The following is a 14,528-nucleotide window of genomic DNA, read 5'->3' on the forward strand; positions in this document are numbered from 1 at the left end:
GCCATGAGCACCATTCGCACCTTCGACGATTTTCACACAGGGCAGCATTTCGACATTGGCAGCTACGTGCTGAGCAAGGACGAGATCGTCGCCTTCGCGCGCGAATACGACCCCCAGCCGTTTCATCTCGACGAGGCGGCGGGCAAGGCCTCGTTGCTCGGCGGGCTGTGCGCCAGCGGTTGGCATGGCTGCGCCATCCTCATGCGCATGCTGTGCGACGGGCTGCTGAACGAGACCGCCTCCAAGGGATCGGGCGGCATCGAGCAGGTGCGCTGGCTGCGGCCGATCTTTCCCGGAACATTGCGCGCCGAAATGGACGTCGTTTCGACGCGGGCATCGCGATCGCGCGACGATCTCGGGTTCGTCAATGCACGCTTCCGGCTGCTCAATGAGGGCGGCGAGGTGCTGATGGTGATGGAGGCGGCGTTGATGCAGGGGCGTCGGCCCGGGGCCGCAGCGGGCGATGTCATCGAGGACGGGGAAGCCGCACAATGATCGCCTACGAGGACGCGCAGGTCGGTCACGCGATCGATCTCGGGCAGCACACCTTTGACGCAGACGACATCAAGCGCTTCGCCGGGGCCTATGATCCACAACCGTTCCATCTCGATGAGGCGGCGGCCGATGCCGGGCCGTTCGGCGGGCTGTGCGCGAGCGGTTGGCATACGGCGGCGGTCTGGATGAGCCTGATGGTACGCCATATCGGCGCCCGCATGGCGGAGGCGGAAGCGCGCGGCGAGGCGCCGCTGGCGCTCGGGCCGTCTCCCGGCTTCGAGAATTTGCGCTGGACGCGGCCGGTCTATGCCGGCGACATGATCCATTATTCGAGCACGATTGCCGACAAGCGGCGCTCGGCGACGCGGTCCGAATGGGGGCTGCTGACGCTCGACTCGAAGGCCGTCAATCAGGACGGCATCACGGTCATGACCTTCCGTTCGCGGGTTTTCGTGCCCGTGCGCAGGAACGATGAAAACGGGACGGACGGACAATGAGCGGAACGCACGACACGCCGGCGGAGACGATCTCCTTCGATGACTTTCTGAAAGTGGATATCCGTGCTGGCACGATCGTCGAGGCCGAACCGTTTCCCGAGGCACGCAAGCCGGCGATCAAGCTGCGCGTCGATTTCGGCCCCGAGATCGGTATCAAGAAGAGTTCGGCGCAGATCACCAAGTACTACACGCCGGATGCGCTGATCGGGCGGCAGGTGATGGCGGTGGTCAATTTCCCGCCGCGCCAGATCGGCAAGTTCATGTCGGAAGTGCTCGTGCTCGGCTTTCCCGATGAAGAGGGCGCGGTGGTGCTTGCTGCCATTGATCTGAAAGTGCCGGACGGCGGCCGGTTGTTCTGAGCGTTCGCGCGTAATTCCAGCAATCAGGTCGGGATGCGGATGACGGCGCGCAGGCCGCCGATCGGCGAGTCTGCAAGCGTGATGTCGCCGCCATGGCCGCGGGCGATGTCGCGGGCGATCGCCAGACCGAGGCCGGTGCCGATGCGGTCCTGATTGCGCGCCGTATCGAGCCGGTAGAACGGGCGAAACACGGCCTCGCGCTCGTCGGCGGGGATGCCCGGGCCGTCGTCGTCGACGGTGAGCGTCAGCCAGCGATCGCTGTGGTCGGCGGTGATCTCGACGTGATCGCCGTAGCTTGCCGCGTTCGAAACCAGATTGAGCAGCAGCCGCTTGAAGGCGTTCGGCTTTACGGTGGCGATCGGGTCGCCGCTCAGGCGGACCTTCGTCTCGGCGTCGCGGACCTCGGCCTCGGCTTCGGCCTCCTCGATCATCAGCGCGATATCGACCGGTTGCGGAGCCTCGTCGCGGTCGCCCTTGGCAAAGGTCAGATAGGCTTCCAGCATCGCCTGCATGTCGTCGACGTCGCGGGTCAGCGCCTCGATCTCCGGGCCTTCGCCTATCAGCGCCAGTTCGAGGCGGAAGCGGGTGAGGATGGTGCGGAGGTCGTGGCTGACGCCGGCCAGCATCACGGTGCGCTGTTCGATCTGACGCTCGATACGATGGCTCATTTCGACGAAGGCTTCGGTCGCAAGCCGGATTTCGCGCGAGCCGCGCGGTGTCAGATCGGCGACCGGGTGGCCGCGGCCGAAACTCTCGGCGGCATCGGCAAGTCGCTGGATCGGGCGGATCTGGTTGCGCAGGAACAGCACGGCGACGCCGACGAGGACGAGCGAAGAGCCGAGCATCCAGACAACGAAGATATGCGAATTGGACGCGTAGGTCTGCGAGCGGCGGGCGAAGACGCGCAACACCACATCGGTAAGCTGGATGCGGATCTCGACCAGATCCGAGCGGCCGACCGTGTCGATCCAGAACGGCTTGCCGATGCGCTGGGAGATCTCTCCGCTGAGCGCCCGGTCGAGCAGCGAGAAGAACGGCTTCGGCGCCGGCGGCGGCAGCGGCTCGCCGGGCAGGATGCTGACCGCCAGTTCGAGGTCGCGGCGGGCGATCTCGATGACCTCGGCATAGTCGTCGCCATGCGGATAGGTCTCGATGACGGAGATGATGGCGGCGATGTCGCGGGTCGTTGCCTGCGACAGGCGGTTGGTCACCGTCTGCCAGTGGCGTTCCATGAAGACGAAGGCGATGACCGATTGCAGCAGCACGATCGGGGTGAGGATGATCAACAGCGCCCGGCCGTAGAGACCGCGCGGCATGAGGTCGTGGAGCAGGCGGGCAAGGCTGCGATAGGGCAGGGTGATGAACGACAGGAGCCGGCGGAGCGGGTGCCGGTCTGTCGTCGTGCTGTCGCCGTTCGCCCCGCCCATGAACGCCGCCCTATTCGTCGGCCATCAGGCGATAGCCGATGCCGCGCACGGTCTGCAGATAGACCGGGTTGGCCGGGTCGGGCTCGATCTTGCGGCGCAGCCGGTTGATCTGCACGTCGGCGGTGCGTTCGCCAAGGTTGCCGTCCTCGCCGACGAGCAGATGGCGGGCGATGGTCTCGCCGGGGCTTTCGGCGAAGATCTTCAGCAATTGCCGCTCGCGGTCGGTCAGGCGCACCGGGCGGTCGCCCTGTTTCAGTTCGAGCCGCTCGACCTGGAAGGTGAAGGGGCCGAAACGGATTTCGCGGCCGCTGGCGGCCGGGGCGCGAAGGGTGCCGCGGCGCAGGAGATTGCCGATGCGCAACAGCAGTTCGCGCGGCTCGAAGGGTTTGCCGAGATAGTCGCCGCCGCCGAGTTCGAGCCCCTGGATGCGGTCCTCGGGGTCGGATTTGGCGGTCAGGAAGAGGATCGGTGCCTCGAGATTGTCCTTCAGCGAGGCGGCAAGTTCGAAGCCGGTTTCGTCGGGCATCATCACGTCGAGGATGAGCATGTCGAAACTCAGTCCCGACAGCTTGCGGCGGGCGTCGGCGGCGGAGGCCGCAACCGTCACCCGGTAGCCGTTGGTGCCGAGATAGCGCGACAGCAGATCGCGAATGCGACGGTCGTCATCAACCACCAGCAAATGCGGAGCGTCGTCGGGTAGCGTGTCTGTCACCGGATCGGTCTCCCTCACCGTCATGTGCGATGGCCGTTCGAGGCCGGCGGATCTGCATGGGTCGGGGCGGTCTAGAGCTTTCCGGCCCGCGAACCCGCTTCGTCGCGGTCGCCGGGATTGATGAGGTGAAGCAGGAAATCGCGGGCGACGTCGCGGCTTCCCGGCGGCAGTTCCCGCAATGCGTCGTGAATGCGGCGGGATTGCGGTTCGGCGAGGCGCAGCGCCAGCGAGCGGCCCTTTTCGGTGGCATAAAGCAGGCGCTGGCGGCGGTCGGCCCGGCCCGGGCGCTGCTCGATGTAACCGGTGTCGACGAGCTGCTTGAGAACGCGGCCGAGGCTCTGCTTGGTGATGCGCAGGATATCGAGAAGTTCGGTCACCCGCATGCCGGGATTGCGGTTGACGAAATGCAGTACCCGGTGATGGGCGCGTCCGAAGCCGTATTCGGCAAGGATGTCGTCGGGATCGCGGGTAAAGTCGCGATAGGCGAAGAACAGCAATTCGATCAGATCATAGGGCGGCGTTTCGGCTTCGCTTGCCTGGGTCGGCGCGGCGGCGGAAGACGCGTTTCGGGAGGGTTTTTCCGCCTGCCGGGTATTTATGTCAGCCATATTGACACATTTCCGTTCGATTGTTACCGGTACTGCGGCTTCAACGAAATGATCAGTCCGTGGTTGCCGTGCTCGGGGAGTTCATTCACCCCTTCGAACACGCCGCCGACGATCAGGCAAGATATCGGCACTTTTGTTGAGACGCAAAACCCGCGAGCCGGCGCAAATGAACGACGCCGCTGCGGCACAATAGCGAAGTATTAGTGTGGAGAAACCCCATGGCTGGAATTGCGTTCGATCAGCGTGACGGCGAGATCTGGTATGACGGCGCGTTCGTGCCGTGGAAAGACGCGAAGCTGCACGTGCTGACCCACGGTCTGCATTATGCGAGCGCGGTGTTCGAAGGCGAGCGCGCCTATGGCGGCAAGATCTTCAAGCTCGAGGAACACACCGAGCGGCTACACGCGTCGGCCGAACTGCTCGGCTTCACCATTCCCTATTCGAGCGCGGTCATCAACGAGGCCTGCGAGGCGCTGATCGAGCGGCACGGTCTGGTCGATGCCTATGTGCGTCCAATCGCCTGGCGCGGCAGCGAGATGATGGGCGTGTCCGCCCAGCACAACACCATTCACTGCGCCATCGCGGTGTGGGAATGGCCGTCCTATTTCGATCCCGAGCAGCGGCTGAAGGGCATTCGCCTCGACATGGCCGAATATCGCCGCCCGGATCCGCGCACCGCGCCGTCGAAGTCGAAGGCGGCCGGCCTCTACATGATCTGCACGCTGTCGAAGCACGCCGCCGAGGGCAAGGGCTATGCCGATGCGCTGATGCTCGACTGGCGCGGACAGGTGGCGGAAGCGACCGGCGCCAACGTGTTCTTCGTCAAGGATGGCGTGATCCATACCCCGACGCCTGACTGCTTCCTCGACGGCATCACCCGGCGCACCGTGATCGGCCTTGCCAAGGCGCGCGGCGTCGAGGTCGTCGAGCGGGTGATCATGCCGGAAGAAATGACCGACTTCGAACAGTGCTTCCTGACGGGCACGGCGGCGGAAGTGACGCCGGTCTCCGAAATCGGCCCGTACAACTTCGTCGTCGGCGACATCACCAAGGCGCTGATGGACGACTACGCGGCCGCGGTGCAGCCTGCGGGGAAGTAATGCCAATGGGCGAAGATGCTGACGCATCCGCCCATTGTGTCACTCGTGGATTTCCCATTTGCATCAATGGCATGGGAAATCCATGATCGGAATACCAAGGGTCATTTTCAATACCCTTGGTATAGCCGCCTTCACCGCGATCTCGAACGAAATGAAAAACCCCGCGCCATCGACGCGGGGTTTTTGTTGGCAAAACGGTAGAGGGTGATCAGCCGGCCAGTTCGCGCGAGCGCCGCGTGGCGGCGGCGACGGCTTTGGTCATCAGCTCCTCGAGACCGCCGTCGGCCATCAGCACGGCGAGGCCCTCAGCGGTGGTGCCGCCGGGCGAGGTGACGTTCTTGCGCAGCGTTGCGGCATCAAGGTCCGACTGGTGCAGCAATTCGCCGGCGCCGCTCACGGTCTGACGGGTGAGCTGCATGGCAAGCTCGTCGTTGAGGCCGGCGGCGCGGGCGGCAGCCGCCATGCATTCGACCATGTAGAAGACATAGGCGGGCCCCGAGCCGGAGACGCCGGTGACGGCGTCGATGTCGGCCTCGTCGTCGATCCAGGCGACGGCGCCGACGGCGGTCATCAGCGCGTCGACGATGGCGCGGTCCTCGGCGGAGATATCGCCGGCTGAAACGGCGACGGACATGCCGCGGCCGACCTGGGCCGGGGTATTGGGCATGACGCGCACGATGGTGCCGCCACCAAGGCCGTCGGCAAGCGTTGCGATGGTGGTGCCGGCGGCGACCGAGACGACGAGGGTTTCCCCGCCGACGAGGCTGCGCAGCGCGGGCAGCACCGCGTCCATCGACTGCGGCTTGACGGCGATCACAAGCACCCGCGCGGTCAGGCCTTCGGGCGCGGCGGCGGCCTGGCCGATGCCTTTTTTGGCGGCCAGTGCCTGCATCTCGGGGGCCGGGTTCGGGTCGAGGATGGTGACGCCGGCCGGATCGAGGCCGTTGCCGAGCCAGCCGGCCAGCATCGCACCGCCCATCTTGCCGGCGCCGACGAGGACGAGCGGCAGGGCCTTTGCAAGGTCGTTGGTGTGCGATGCGGACATTGGATCAGGCCTCCCCTGCGGTCTCGAACAGGGCCGTGCTGACCGCTTCGGAAGCGCTCTTGCCGGCCCAGACGACGAACTGGAACGCCTGATAATAGCGCTCGCAGGCCTCGAGCGCATTGCCGAGCATGCCTTCGATCTGGGCATTGGTGGCTTCCGCGCCGCCGGCCAGTAGCAGCGACTGACGGAAGATCACCACACCTTCGGTGGTCCACAGGTCGAAATGGCCCATCCACAGTCGCTCATTGGCGATCGCCATCAGTCTCAGCACCTCGGTGCGGCGTTGTTCGCCGACCTTGAGATCGAAAGCGCAGGCGAGATGCAGCGCCTCGAGATCATCAAGCCAGGAAAACGAGACATGATAGTCGCACCATTTGCCGTCGACGGAGATCGTAATCTCGTCGTCCCCGGTGCGCTCGAACGCCCAGTCATGAAAGGTGGCGATCTGCTCGATGGTATCGACCGGATTGCCATGCCGTTCGATATCGAGGTCGAGGAGGGTCATGGTGATCCTCGTGGCTGGTGTATTCGCGAACGCAGGTGAGGTACTTAAGCGCCGCTGGACACGCGGCTGTGCAAGCGCACGGGAAGACGCCAGACGGAAAAGCCGAACAATTCGAGTCACTTCCCGATACTACGGTCGGTGCCCGCCCGGCTGGCGCGAATCTCCCTTACGAATCAATATATACGCGCGACTCCCGCGAACGATAGTCCCGCCCGAGGGCCGGCACGAAGCGAGCTGTGGAAAGCCGGTGCGTCGCCCGGCGCAAGCGCGGAAATCCGCCGCTTTGCGGGGCTGAAAAGGATGGGGAAAACGCGATGAGCGGAGATCGCGCGTGCCCGGCGTCCGGGGAAGGGCGGGCAAAGACAAACGCGCCCGCGGGGGTGCCGCGGGCGCGTGCGTTCAGGACGGTGTTGCCGGCTGGGCGACAGTCGCTTGTCGCTTTTTCCTATCCAAAAAGTCTGTCAACTTTTCGCTGACGCGGACCTTCGGTTTGGGAAAGCGCGCTACTTGCCGAAGTGGTAGTTCATGCCGACGCGGACGATATGGCCGCTGTATTTGGTGTCGATCGGAGGCAGCACGTTCGAGACCCGATAGCGCTTCTCGTTCAGATCGACGTACAGGTATTCGCCCTTGATGCTGAACTTGTCGTTGATGTTGAACTCGGTGCCGGCACCGACGGTCCAACCGACATGAATGTTCTCATCATGACCCGGCGGGCGGCCGAAGGCGTCCGGACCGCGCTCCATGCGGATGCCGGCAACGGCGAGACCGCCTGTGGCGTAGAACACGGCATCCTCGACCGGCAGACCGATGCGGCCGCGCAGCGTGGCGAGCCAGCTCATGTTGGTCTCGTTCTCGGCACCGAAGCTGTCGTTCGTGTCGTGATGGATCGAGGCGAGCGAGGCGTCGGCTTCGACACCGACCATGTAGCCGTCGCCATAGTGGTCGTAACCGATCTGGGCGCCGACGAGCGGGCCGGTGCCGCGATAGGGCGGATCGGGCAGCGTCACGACGGTGATGTCGTAGGTGCTCGACGAATAGCCGCCGCTGAGACCGACATGGAAACCGCCACGCAGCACGGGGGCCTCATAGGCCGGGGCCGGAATGACGGTCGGTTCGGGGGCGTAAAGGTCGGCCGCATGGGCTAGCGGAGTGCTCGCGCACAGCGCCGCGACGGCCAGGGAAAGTTTCCGGAAGTGCATGGCAATCCTCATCCACGGGCATCAAACTTCTCCCCTAGGAAAGCGCGTTAACCTTAAGACCGGGTAAACGTGGAGGTTTTCAGGGATAAATGCGCCGGTTGCGGCGAGGGGGCATGGCGGCGTACACAAGGCCCGAACATGGTCGCGTCGCGAAAGGCGGTGTGGCCGACGATGAATGCCGCCTTGTGAGGATTGACCATGGCCGTGACGCCGGATGCGCTATTCGCCTTTCTCGCCGAGTTGGGTATCGAGACGAAGACCATCGAGCATCCGCCGCTGTTCACGGTGGAGGAGTCGCAGTCGCTGCGTGGCGAGATCCCCGGCGCCCATTGCAAGAACCTGTTCGTGAAGGACAAGAAGGGCCGGGTTTTCCTGATCGTTGCCGAGGAAGAGGCAACGATCGACCTGAAGCAGGTGCACACGATCATCGGCGGAAGCGGTCGGGTGAGCTTCGGCAAGGCCGACCTGCTCGGCGAGCTGCTCGGTGTCGAACCGGGCTCGGTGACGCCGTTCGGGGTGATCAACGATACCGAACAGCGCGTGTCGGTGGTGCTCGATGCGGCAATGATGGCTGAGCCGGTCGTCAACTACCATCCGCTGATCAATACGATGACGACGACGATCGCGAGCGGCGACCTCGTCAAATTCATCCAGGCGACGGGACACGAGCCGCAGATCCTGGCGGTCAGCGCCGAATCGCAGGCGATGGCCTGAGGCGCAGATATCCGCGGCCGTCGCGACGTGACGCGGCCGGTTGACGCGTCGAAATTGAAATCGACGGGCGGCTTTGCCAATTTAGAGGCTGCGAATATACGATTGTGAAAACTGCCGAACGGGCAAGAGGCCTATATTCGGCAGAACGCAATGATGATAGAAATCCGCTGGTTCTGACGGCCAGACAACAACACCGATGCGCGACAGATCGGGGAGAACGAAATGACCCAGCCCAACATTCTTTTCGGCGGTGGCGCCGGCGGCGGCAACGATGGCGGCAACGGTTCCGGCGGCGGGATTGCCAAGGATATCACCACCCAGTCGTTCATGGCCGACGTGATCGAGGCATCGAAGACGGTCCCCGTGCTGGTCGATTTCTGGGCGCCGTGGTGCGGTCCGTGCCGGCAGCTCGCGCCGGCGCTGGAAAAGGTCGTGCTCGGCAGCCAGGGGCGGGTCAAGCTGACCAAGATGAACATCGACGACCATCCGGAAGTCGCCGGCCAGCTCGGCATCCAGTCGATCCCGGCCGTGGTCGCCTTCAAGGACGGCCGTCCGGTCGATGCCTTCATGGGCGCGGTGCCGGAATCGCAGATCCAGGCGTTCATCGACAAGGTTGCCGGTCCCGTCGACGCGAGCCCGGCCGATCAGGCGCTCGATGCTGCTGAAGCGGCGCGCGCCGCGAAGGACTGGAACGGCGCGGCGCAGCTCTATGCGGCGGTTCTGGCCGAGGACGCGGCGAACGTTACTGCGATTGCCGGCCTTGCGCAGTGCTATGCCGGTGTCGGCGAGCTGGATCAGGCGCGCCAGACGCTCGAGTCGGTGCCCGAAGAGGGCAAGAACGATCCGGCAGTGGCGGCTGCGCGCGCGGCGATCGATCTCGCGACGCAGGCCGAAGCGCTCGGCGATACGGCGGAGTTGGAAGAAAAGGTCGCGGCCAATCCGGACGACCATCAGGCCCGCTTCGATCTGGCGCTGGCGCTCAATGCGCGCGACGCCCGGCACGCGGCGGTCGACCACCTGCTTCAGATCGTGCGGCGCGATCGCGAATGGAACGAGGACGGCGCGCGCAAGCAGTTGCTGCAGCTGTTCGAGGCCTGGGGAGCGACCGATCCGATGACGGTCGAGGGCCGTCGCAAGCTGGCATCGGTGCTGTTTTCCTGAGTCGGCGAAGGGATTTGCGGTTTTTCGGCAGGCTTCCCGGCGGTGCATTCACTGTTTCGCCGGGAATGCAAAAAATGGGCTTGCGCCCGGAAACGATTTGCGCAATACAGAGCCCGCCGGTCGGGACCTGTTCCGCCGGACGGAGCGTGCGGGTGTAGCTCAGGGGTAGAGCACAACCTTGCCAAGGTTGGGGTCGTGGGTTCGAATCCCATCGCCCGCTCCAGTCTCCCTCAAGCGGAAACGCTTACTCGACGGCCCTTCGGGGCCGTTTTGTTTTTCAGATCAATTTTTTGGATTTCTTGTCGCAGAGCCGGTGGCGCTGCTGACTTTGCGCGTCAGTCCTTGCGACCTGTCTCGCGCGGCTCGGCAGACACAGTCTCGGGCGCGAGGTGCTCGCGCGGCGGGGACGGGCGGGTCAGCACGAAGGTTGCAGTGGCCGCGAGCACGGTGACCTGCAGCACCAGCGCATAGGCGGGCGCGCCGGCGGCGAGCGCAATCAGGAAGGCGGCGATCATGGCGGTTGCCGCGAGCACCTTGCCGCGCCGTGAGATGGCACCATGGCGGTTCCAGTCGGCGATCACCGGGCCGAAGCGCGGATGTGTGACGAGCCAGTCATGCAATCGGTCGGAGCCGCGCGAGAAACAGAATGCGGCGAGGATGAGGAACGGCGTCGTCGGCAACAGCGGCAGGGGAATGCCGATGAGCGCCAGGACCAGCGACGTTACGCCAGCCGCTTGCCACCACAGGCGGGCTGCCTTGCGATGCATAGGTTCATCCTCAAGCCACGCGGTTCGCACAAGATCAACTGCGCGCCATGCAGGGCTTTTCGGCGCAGCAATCCTTGCAGAACATATCATACACGACGTCGATGACGGTGCGTACCCGCTCGTCGGCAATGCTGTAATAGACGTTCTTGCCCTCGCGACGACCGGTGACGGCCTTTTCCGTGCGCATGCGGGCGAGATGCTGCGACAGGGCGGCCTGGCGGATATCGAGCTGGTCTTCGAGGTCGCTCACCGTCTTTTCGCCCTGCGCGAGAAGATAGAGGATCTGCAGCCGGTTCTGGTTGGCGAACAGCTTCAGGAACTCGCAGGCATCGCTGCCGACGCCGAGAAGACGGTCGAAGTCGGGTGAGGCCGGACGGCCGCGCGGCGAGGAGACCGGGCGCCGGTCCACGGTCGGGCCGGACGGGCGGCCAACGGGCATCTGAACACCGTCGGCCTTGCGGGCGGTCGCGGAAGTGTCGCTCGTCGTCATTGTCATCGTTCAACTGTCCTTGCTCAAACCTCCCCGAACCACGCTTCCTGGAAGCCGTCGGCGCGGGGGTCATGCCGGCTGGGAATGCGAATATCGGTCTTGCCGGTTGGAGGATGCCGGCGGCCGCTGCCCTAGGATGGGGAAATGGTGCAGCGCGGATAATAATCAACATATTTGCGAATGATTAGCAATAGCGCTTACCGATGGATCGGCTTCTGCGTTCATCGGTCGCGGTCGTCGGGTGCGTGTGAAATGCGGGCATCGGCGGGCAGGGCGTCGCCGTTCAGAGCGCGATGTCGGTCAGGTAGCGGGTGGCGCGGGAAAACAGTTCGGCCTGCGAGACGATGCCGAGCTTGGCGTAGGCGTGGCGGCGATGAACCTTGACGGTGCCTTCGGCAATACCCAGGACGGCGGCGGCCGATGGCGTCGAATGACCCTGCAGGATGAGCTGGACGATTTCCATCTCGCGCGGACTGAGGAGGTCGCTGCCGAACGACTTCAGACGCTCGGGCAGATTGGCGCCGATTGCGGCGGGGGCTTCGCCCTCCGGTTTCCAATGGGCGAGAACGGCAGCCGACACCACCGGGAAGACATCGTTCACGGCTGCGATGTCATCGGCGGAGAATTTCGGCCGGCGTACCCGGCGGGCGAGCGACATGACCAGCCAGCGGCCCGGATCTTTGTGCGAAGGCGTGCTGCCGGGAGCGGGGGGCTCGGCGCGCATGATCAGGCCGAGCTCGTCGGACAGCCGGATGCGGCGATAGAAGGTCCGATAATATTCCGACTTGAAAAACGCGTCAGGGGCGAGGTCGATCAGGCGGTAGGCGCCGGGTCTGATGCGGTCGCGGCCGGCGAGGAAGAACGGGTCGAGCAGATAGGGGCCGGACTCGTAGAACGAGATGTTGATCGCGGCCTGAACGTCGTCGAAGTCGTGGTAGAGGGACAGTGGACGCGCGGCCTCTGAATAGGCGGTCACGACCATGGAGTCGAAAGCGCAGACGGCGCCGATCGCATCACGCAAGGCGTCCGTGAAGCGCGGCGTATGAAGCGCCGAAACCAGTGCGGCCAGGGCCTGCATCGGCCCGGCTGCAGCCGGCATCGGATGCACTGCGTTGCCGCCCGTATCGTCTCTTCCGGCCACCGAAACCTACCCCTTTAGGCATACCCCGTTCGGCAAGTTTACGTCAGTGCCGCTGTCCGTCCACACTTTTTGACATCCAGGACATGCGACAGGAGCGGTCATGACGGACGCATCAGACGTCTTATCGGCGCCAGGTGATCTCGCGTTCACCCGAGAAAACAATCGGGGAACGGTGGCGGAGGCGTCCTATGCGGGCGCGCTCAGTTTCATGCGGCGGCGTTTCACCCGCGATCTCGAAGGCGTCGACGTTGCCGTTCTCGGTATTCCCTTCGACCTCGCCGTGACCGACCGGCCGGGCACCCGCTTCGGGCCGCGGGCGATCCGCGCCGCCTCGAGCCATATCGCCTGGTCGAACCCGTGGCCGTGGCCGACGGATCCGTTCGAGACGCTCAACGTGGTCGATTTCGGCGATTGCCCGTTCGATCGCGGCCGTCCGTCGGTGATCCCGGGCGAGATCACCGAGACGGTGCGGGCGATCCTAGATGCCGGCTGTGCGACCCTGTCGCTCGGTGGCGATCATTTCGTCACCTATCCGATCCTGAAGGCCTATGCGGAAATGTACGGGCCCATCAGCCTCATTCATTTCGATGCGCACACCGACACGTGGACCGGGCGCGAGGACGAGATCGATCACGGCACCATGCTGTGGCATGCGGTGCGCGAGGGGATCGTCGATCCCGCGACCTCGGTACAGATCGGCATCCGCACCCACAATCCCGATCCGCTCGGTTTCACCATCATCGACGCGATCGAGGTGCAGCGGCTCGGGCCTGCGGCGGTGGCGGCGCGTATCCGCGACGTCGTCGACGACAAGAGCTGCTACGTCACCTTCGACATCGATGCGCTCGACCCTTCCGCCGCACCCGGTACGGGAACGCCGGTGGTCGGCGGGCTGACGACCTACCAGGCGCAGGAGATCCTGCGCGGCATCGAAGGCGTCAACGTGGTCGGGATGGATGTGGTGGAGGTGTCGCCGCCCTACGACAACGCCGAAATCACGGCGCTTGCCGCCGCCGCGCTTGCCAACGATCTGCTTTGCCTTTTTGCTGCCGCCCACAAGGGACGGTAGCGCGTCGATATGTAAAACAAGGGGAACATAGGATGACGCATCGTTCGAAATATACTGCCGCTTTGGCCGCCGCCGGTCTGCTCTTTGCCTCGGTAGCCTCGGCGTCAGCCGAGGAATTGCGGATCTTCAACTGGGCCGATTATTTCGGTGCCGACACCGTTGCCAATTTCCAGACCGAAACCGGCATCGACGTGTCGCTCGACTACTATGATTCCAACGAGGTTCTGGAAACCAAGCTGCTCGCCGGCGGCAGCGGCTACGATCTGGTTTTCCCGGCGACCTCGAATGCGGTGCGCGAATTCCAGGCCGGGGCGCTGGCCGAGATCGACACCTCGAAGCTTTCGAACTACGGCAATCTCAACCCGAAGATCCTGGCGTCGCTCGATCAGGTTCCCGGCGGCCGCAAGATCGGCGTGCCCTACACCTGGGGCACGGTCGGCATTGCCTATAACGCCAAGCTCGTTGCCGAGCGTATCGGCGATCAGCCGCTCAATTCGCTCGACGTGATCTTCAAGCCGGAGATCGCGGAAAAGCTGAAGGATTGCGGCATCGCGGTGCTCGACTCGCCGTTCGAGATCAGCTCAGTCGCGCTCAACTATCTCGGCGCCGATCCCTATACGAACAATGCCGACGATCTGAAGAAGGCCGAGGATCTGCTGGCGACGGCGGCGAAATCGGTTCGCTACTTCCACAATCAGCGGGCAACCAACGATCTGGCGAGCGGCGATATCTGCGTGGCGCTGATCTATAGCGGCGATGCCGGCATCGCGGCGATGCGCGCGGAAGAGGCCGGCAACGGCGTCGAAGTCGGCTACGCCATTCCGCAGGAAGGCACGCTGATGTGGATCGACCTGATGGCGATCCCGGCGGATGCACCGAACGCGGCGGCGGCCTACAAGTTCATCGACTACATGCTGAAGCCCGAGGTTGTCGCCGAGGTCACCAATCTGGTGTACTTCGCCAACGCCAACAAAGAGGCGGATGCCCATGTCGATCCGGCGATCCTCGGCGATGAAAATGTCTATCCCGGAGACGAGGTGATGGGCCGTCTGTTCCCGGACAAGACGCTCGGCGCCAAGGAACAGCGGCTGCGTACCCGGCTCTGGACCAAGGTCAAGACGGGCCAGTAAGCCTCGGGCCAGCAGGCTTCACGCCACGCCAACCCAATGCATGAAAAAAACCCACCGCCGGCCTGGGGAGCCGGCGGTGGGTTTGTCTTTTTCAGCGCCGCGGTTT

Annotated in this window: 17 protein-coding genes and 1 tRNA gene; 9 read left to right on the top strand and 9 right to left on the bottom strand. The window is 64.4% G+C overall.

What is annotated here, in order from left to right; translation table 11 throughout:
* Positions 1-12: 12 nt before the first annotated feature.
* The 3 genes from C0606_09695 to C0606_09705 are packed head-to-tail and all read left to right on the top strand — an operon-like array spanning position 13 to position 1,351.
* On the top strand, positions 13-495 hold the full coding sequence (locus tag C0606_09695) for a hypothetical protein (GenBank protein ID PLX38778.1): 483 nt from the start codon (positions 13-15) through the stop codon (positions 493-495).
* The gene (locus C0606_09700; protein ID PLX38466.1) at positions 492-992 is read left to right on the top strand and encodes a dehydratase; all 501 of its coding nucleotides are present in this window, start codon (positions 492-494) and stop codon (positions 990-992) included. The genes C0606_09695 and C0606_09700 overlap by 4 nt, the downstream gene beginning before the upstream one ends.
* The gene (locus C0606_09705) at positions 989-1,351 is read left to right on the top strand and encodes a tRNA-binding protein (GenBank protein PLX38467.1); all 363 of its coding nucleotides are present in this window, start codon (positions 989-991) and stop codon (positions 1,349-1,351) included. Before C0606_09700 ends, C0606_09705 begins: the two co-directional genes overlap by 4 nt.
* 23 nt (positions 1,352-1,374) lie before the next feature.
* Here C0606_09705 and C0606_09710 read toward each other — a convergent pair whose 3' ends face one another.
* Genes C0606_09710 through C0606_09720 form a run of 3 tightly spaced genes read right to left on the bottom strand, consistent with a single transcriptional unit; the run spans position 1,375 to position 4,098 of the window.
* Positions 1,375-2,778: a two-component sensor histidine kinase gene (locus C0606_09710; protein PLX38468.1), complete on the bottom strand. Its 1,404-nt coding sequence runs from the start codon at positions 2,776-2,778 to the stop codon at positions 1,375-1,377.
* A gap of 10 nt (positions 2,779-2,788) precedes the next feature.
* Positions 2,789-3,514 carry a DNA-binding response regulator gene (locus C0606_09715; protein ID PLX38469.1) on the bottom strand — a complete coding sequence of 242 codons (726 nt, stop codon included), beginning with the start codon at positions 3,512-3,514 and terminating at the stop codon, positions 2,789-2,791.
* Positions 3,515-3,561: 47 nt separating this feature from the next.
* Positions 3,562-4,098 carry a MarR family transcriptional regulator gene (locus C0606_09720; GenBank protein ID PLX38470.1) on the bottom strand — a complete coding sequence of 179 codons (537 nt, stop codon included), beginning with the start codon at positions 4,096-4,098 and terminating at the stop codon, positions 3,562-3,564.
* A gap of 218 nt (positions 4,099-4,316) precedes the next feature.
* Between C0606_09720 and C0606_09725 the strand changes: the two genes are divergently transcribed.
* Positions 4,317-5,198: a branched-chain amino acid aminotransferase gene (locus C0606_09725; protein ID PLX38471.1), complete on the top strand. Its 882-nt coding sequence runs from the start codon at positions 4,317-4,319 to the stop codon at positions 5,196-5,198.
* Between the two features lie 208 nt (positions 5,199-5,406).
* Here the strand turns inward: C0606_09725 and C0606_09730 are convergent, their stop codons facing one another.
* The 3 genes from C0606_09730 to C0606_09740 all read right to left on the bottom strand — a co-directional run bounded on the left by C0606_09730 (position 5,407) and on the right by C0606_09740 (position 7,962).
* On the bottom strand, positions 5,407-6,243 hold the full coding sequence (locus C0606_09730) for a pyrroline-5-carboxylate reductase (GenBank protein ID PLX38472.1): 837 nt from the start codon (positions 6,241-6,243) through the stop codon (positions 5,407-5,409).
* Positions 6,244-6,247: 4 nt separating this feature from the next.
* Complete coding sequence (locus C0606_09735) at positions 6,248-6,748, bottom strand: hypothetical protein (protein PLX38473.1); 501 nt, start codon at positions 6,746-6,748, stop codon at positions 6,248-6,250.
* 503 nt (positions 6,749-7,251) lie between these two features.
* On the bottom strand, positions 7,252-7,962 hold the full coding sequence (locus C0606_09740; GenBank protein PLX38474.1) for a hypothetical protein: 711 nt from the start codon (positions 7,960-7,962) through the stop codon (positions 7,252-7,254).
* Between the two features lie 186 nt (positions 7,963-8,148).
* On the opposite strand from C0606_09740, the gene C0606_09745 reads away from it, so the two are divergent.
* The 3 genes from C0606_09745 (at position 8,149) to C0606_09755 (ending at position 10,048) form a co-directional block, all read left to right on the top strand.
* Positions 8,149-8,664: a DNA-binding protein gene (locus C0606_09745; protein ID PLX38475.1), complete on the top strand. Its 516-nt coding sequence runs from the start codon at positions 8,149-8,151 to the stop codon at positions 8,662-8,664.
* Between the two features lie 222 nt (positions 8,665-8,886).
* Entirely contained in the window at positions 8,887-9,825 is a 939-nt protein-coding gene (gene trxA / locus C0606_09750) for a thioredoxin (protein ID PLX38476.1), read from the top strand.
* 148 nt (positions 9,826-9,973) lie between these two features.
* Positions 9,974-10,048 (top strand) — tRNA-Gly (locus C0606_09755).
* A gap of 112 nt (positions 10,049-10,160) precedes the next feature.
* Here C0606_09755 and C0606_09760 read toward each other — a convergent pair.
* The 3 genes from C0606_09760 to C0606_09770 form a co-directional block, all read right to left on the bottom strand.
* On the bottom strand, positions 10,161-10,592 hold the full coding sequence (locus C0606_09760) for a DUF454 domain-containing protein (protein PLX38477.1): 432 nt from the start codon (positions 10,590-10,592) through the stop codon (positions 10,161-10,163).
* Positions 10,593-10,626: 34 nt separating this feature from the next.
* Positions 10,627-11,031, bottom strand: coding sequence for a transcriptional regulator (locus C0606_09765; GenBank protein ID PLX38779.1), 405 nt, complete (start codon positions 11,029-11,031; stop codon positions 10,627-10,629).
* Positions 11,032-11,365: 334 nt separating this feature from the next.
* The gene (locus C0606_09770) at positions 11,366-12,181 is read right to left on the bottom strand and encodes a LuxR family transcriptional regulator (protein PLX38478.1); all 816 of its coding nucleotides are present in this window, start codon (positions 12,179-12,181) and stop codon (positions 11,366-11,368) included.
* A 142-nt stretch (positions 12,182-12,323) separates the two neighbouring features.
* Here C0606_09770 and speB point away from each other — a divergent pair, with 142 nt between their 5' ends.
* Both speB and C0606_09780 read left to right on the top strand, forming a co-directional pair.
* Positions 12,324-13,292: an agmatinase gene (speB, locus tag C0606_09775; GenBank protein ID PLX38479.1), complete on the top strand. Its 969-nt coding sequence runs from the start codon at positions 12,324-12,326 to the stop codon at positions 13,290-13,292.
* Positions 13,293-13,324: 32 nt separating this feature from the next.
* Positions 13,325-14,422, top strand: a complete 1,098-nt coding sequence (locus C0606_09780; GenBank protein PLX38480.1) for a spermidine/putrescine ABC transporter substrate-binding protein PotF — start codon at positions 13,325-13,327, stop codon at positions 14,420-14,422.
* The last annotated feature ends 106 nt before the right edge of the window (positions 14,423-14,528 follow it).

It is taken from the genome of Hyphomicrobiales bacterium (genome assembly GCA_002869065.1).
Taxonomy (GTDB): Bacteria; Pseudomonadota; Alphaproteobacteria; order Rhizobiales; family Rhodobiaceae; genus Rhodobium.

Bases quoted from the DNA above. Each gene is read 5' to 3' on its own strand.
- C0606_09700 (PLX38466.1), top strand. From the start codon at position 492: ATGATCGCCTACGAGGACGCGCAGGTCGGTCACGCGATCGATCTCGGG.
- C0606_09705 (PLX38467.1), top strand. From the start codon at position 989: ATGAGCGGAACGCACGACACGCCGGCGGAGACGATCTCCTTCGATGAC.
- C0606_09710 (PLX38468.1), bottom strand. From the start codon at position 2,778: ATGGGCGGGGCGAACGGCGACAGCACGACGACAGACCGGCACCCGCTC.
- C0606_09715 (PLX38469.1), bottom strand. From the start codon at position 3,514: ATGACGGTGAGGGAGACCGATCCGGTGACAGACACGCTACCCGACGAC.
- C0606_09720 (PLX38470.1), bottom strand. From the start codon at position 4,098: ATGGCTGACATAAATACCCGGCAGGCGGAAAAACCCTCCCGAAACGCG.
- C0606_09725 (PLX38471.1), top strand. From the start codon at position 4,317: ATGGCTGGAATTGCGTTCGATCAGCGTGACGGCGAGATCTGGTATGAC.
- C0606_09730 (PLX38472.1), bottom strand. From the start codon at position 6,243: ATGTCCGCATCGCACACCAACGACCTTGCAAAGGCCCTGCCGCTCGTC.
- C0606_09735 (PLX38473.1), bottom strand. From the start codon at position 6,748: ATGACCCTCCTCGACCTCGATATCGAACGGCATGGCAATCCGGTCGAT.
- C0606_09740 (PLX38474.1), bottom strand. From the start codon at position 7,962: ATGAGGATTGCCATGCACTTCCGGAAACTTTCCCTGGCCGTCGCGGCG.
- C0606_09745 (PLX38475.1), top strand. From the start codon at position 8,149: ATGGCCGTGACGCCGGATGCGCTATTCGCCTTTCTCGCCGAGTTGGGT.
- trxA (PLX38476.1), top strand. From the start codon at position 8,887: ATGACCCAGCCCAACATTCTTTTCGGCGGTGGCGCCGGCGGCGGCAAC.
- C0606_09760 (PLX38477.1), bottom strand. From the start codon at position 10,592: ATGCATCGCAAGGCAGCCCGCCTGTGGTGGCAAGCGGCTGGCGTAACG.
- C0606_09765 (PLX38779.1), bottom strand. From the start codon at position 11,031: ATGCCCGTTGGCCGCCCGTCCGGCCCGACCGTGGACCGGCGCCCGGTC.
- C0606_09770 (PLX38478.1), bottom strand. From the start codon at position 12,181: ATGCCGGCTGCAGCCGGGCCGATGCAGGCCCTGGCCGCACTGGTTTCG.
- speB (PLX38479.1), top strand. From the start codon at position 12,324: ATGACGGACGCATCAGACGTCTTATCGGCGCCAGGTGATCTCGCGTTC.
- C0606_09780 (PLX38480.1), top strand. From the start codon at position 13,325: ATGACGCATCGTTCGAAATATACTGCCGCTTTGGCCGCCGCCGGTCTG.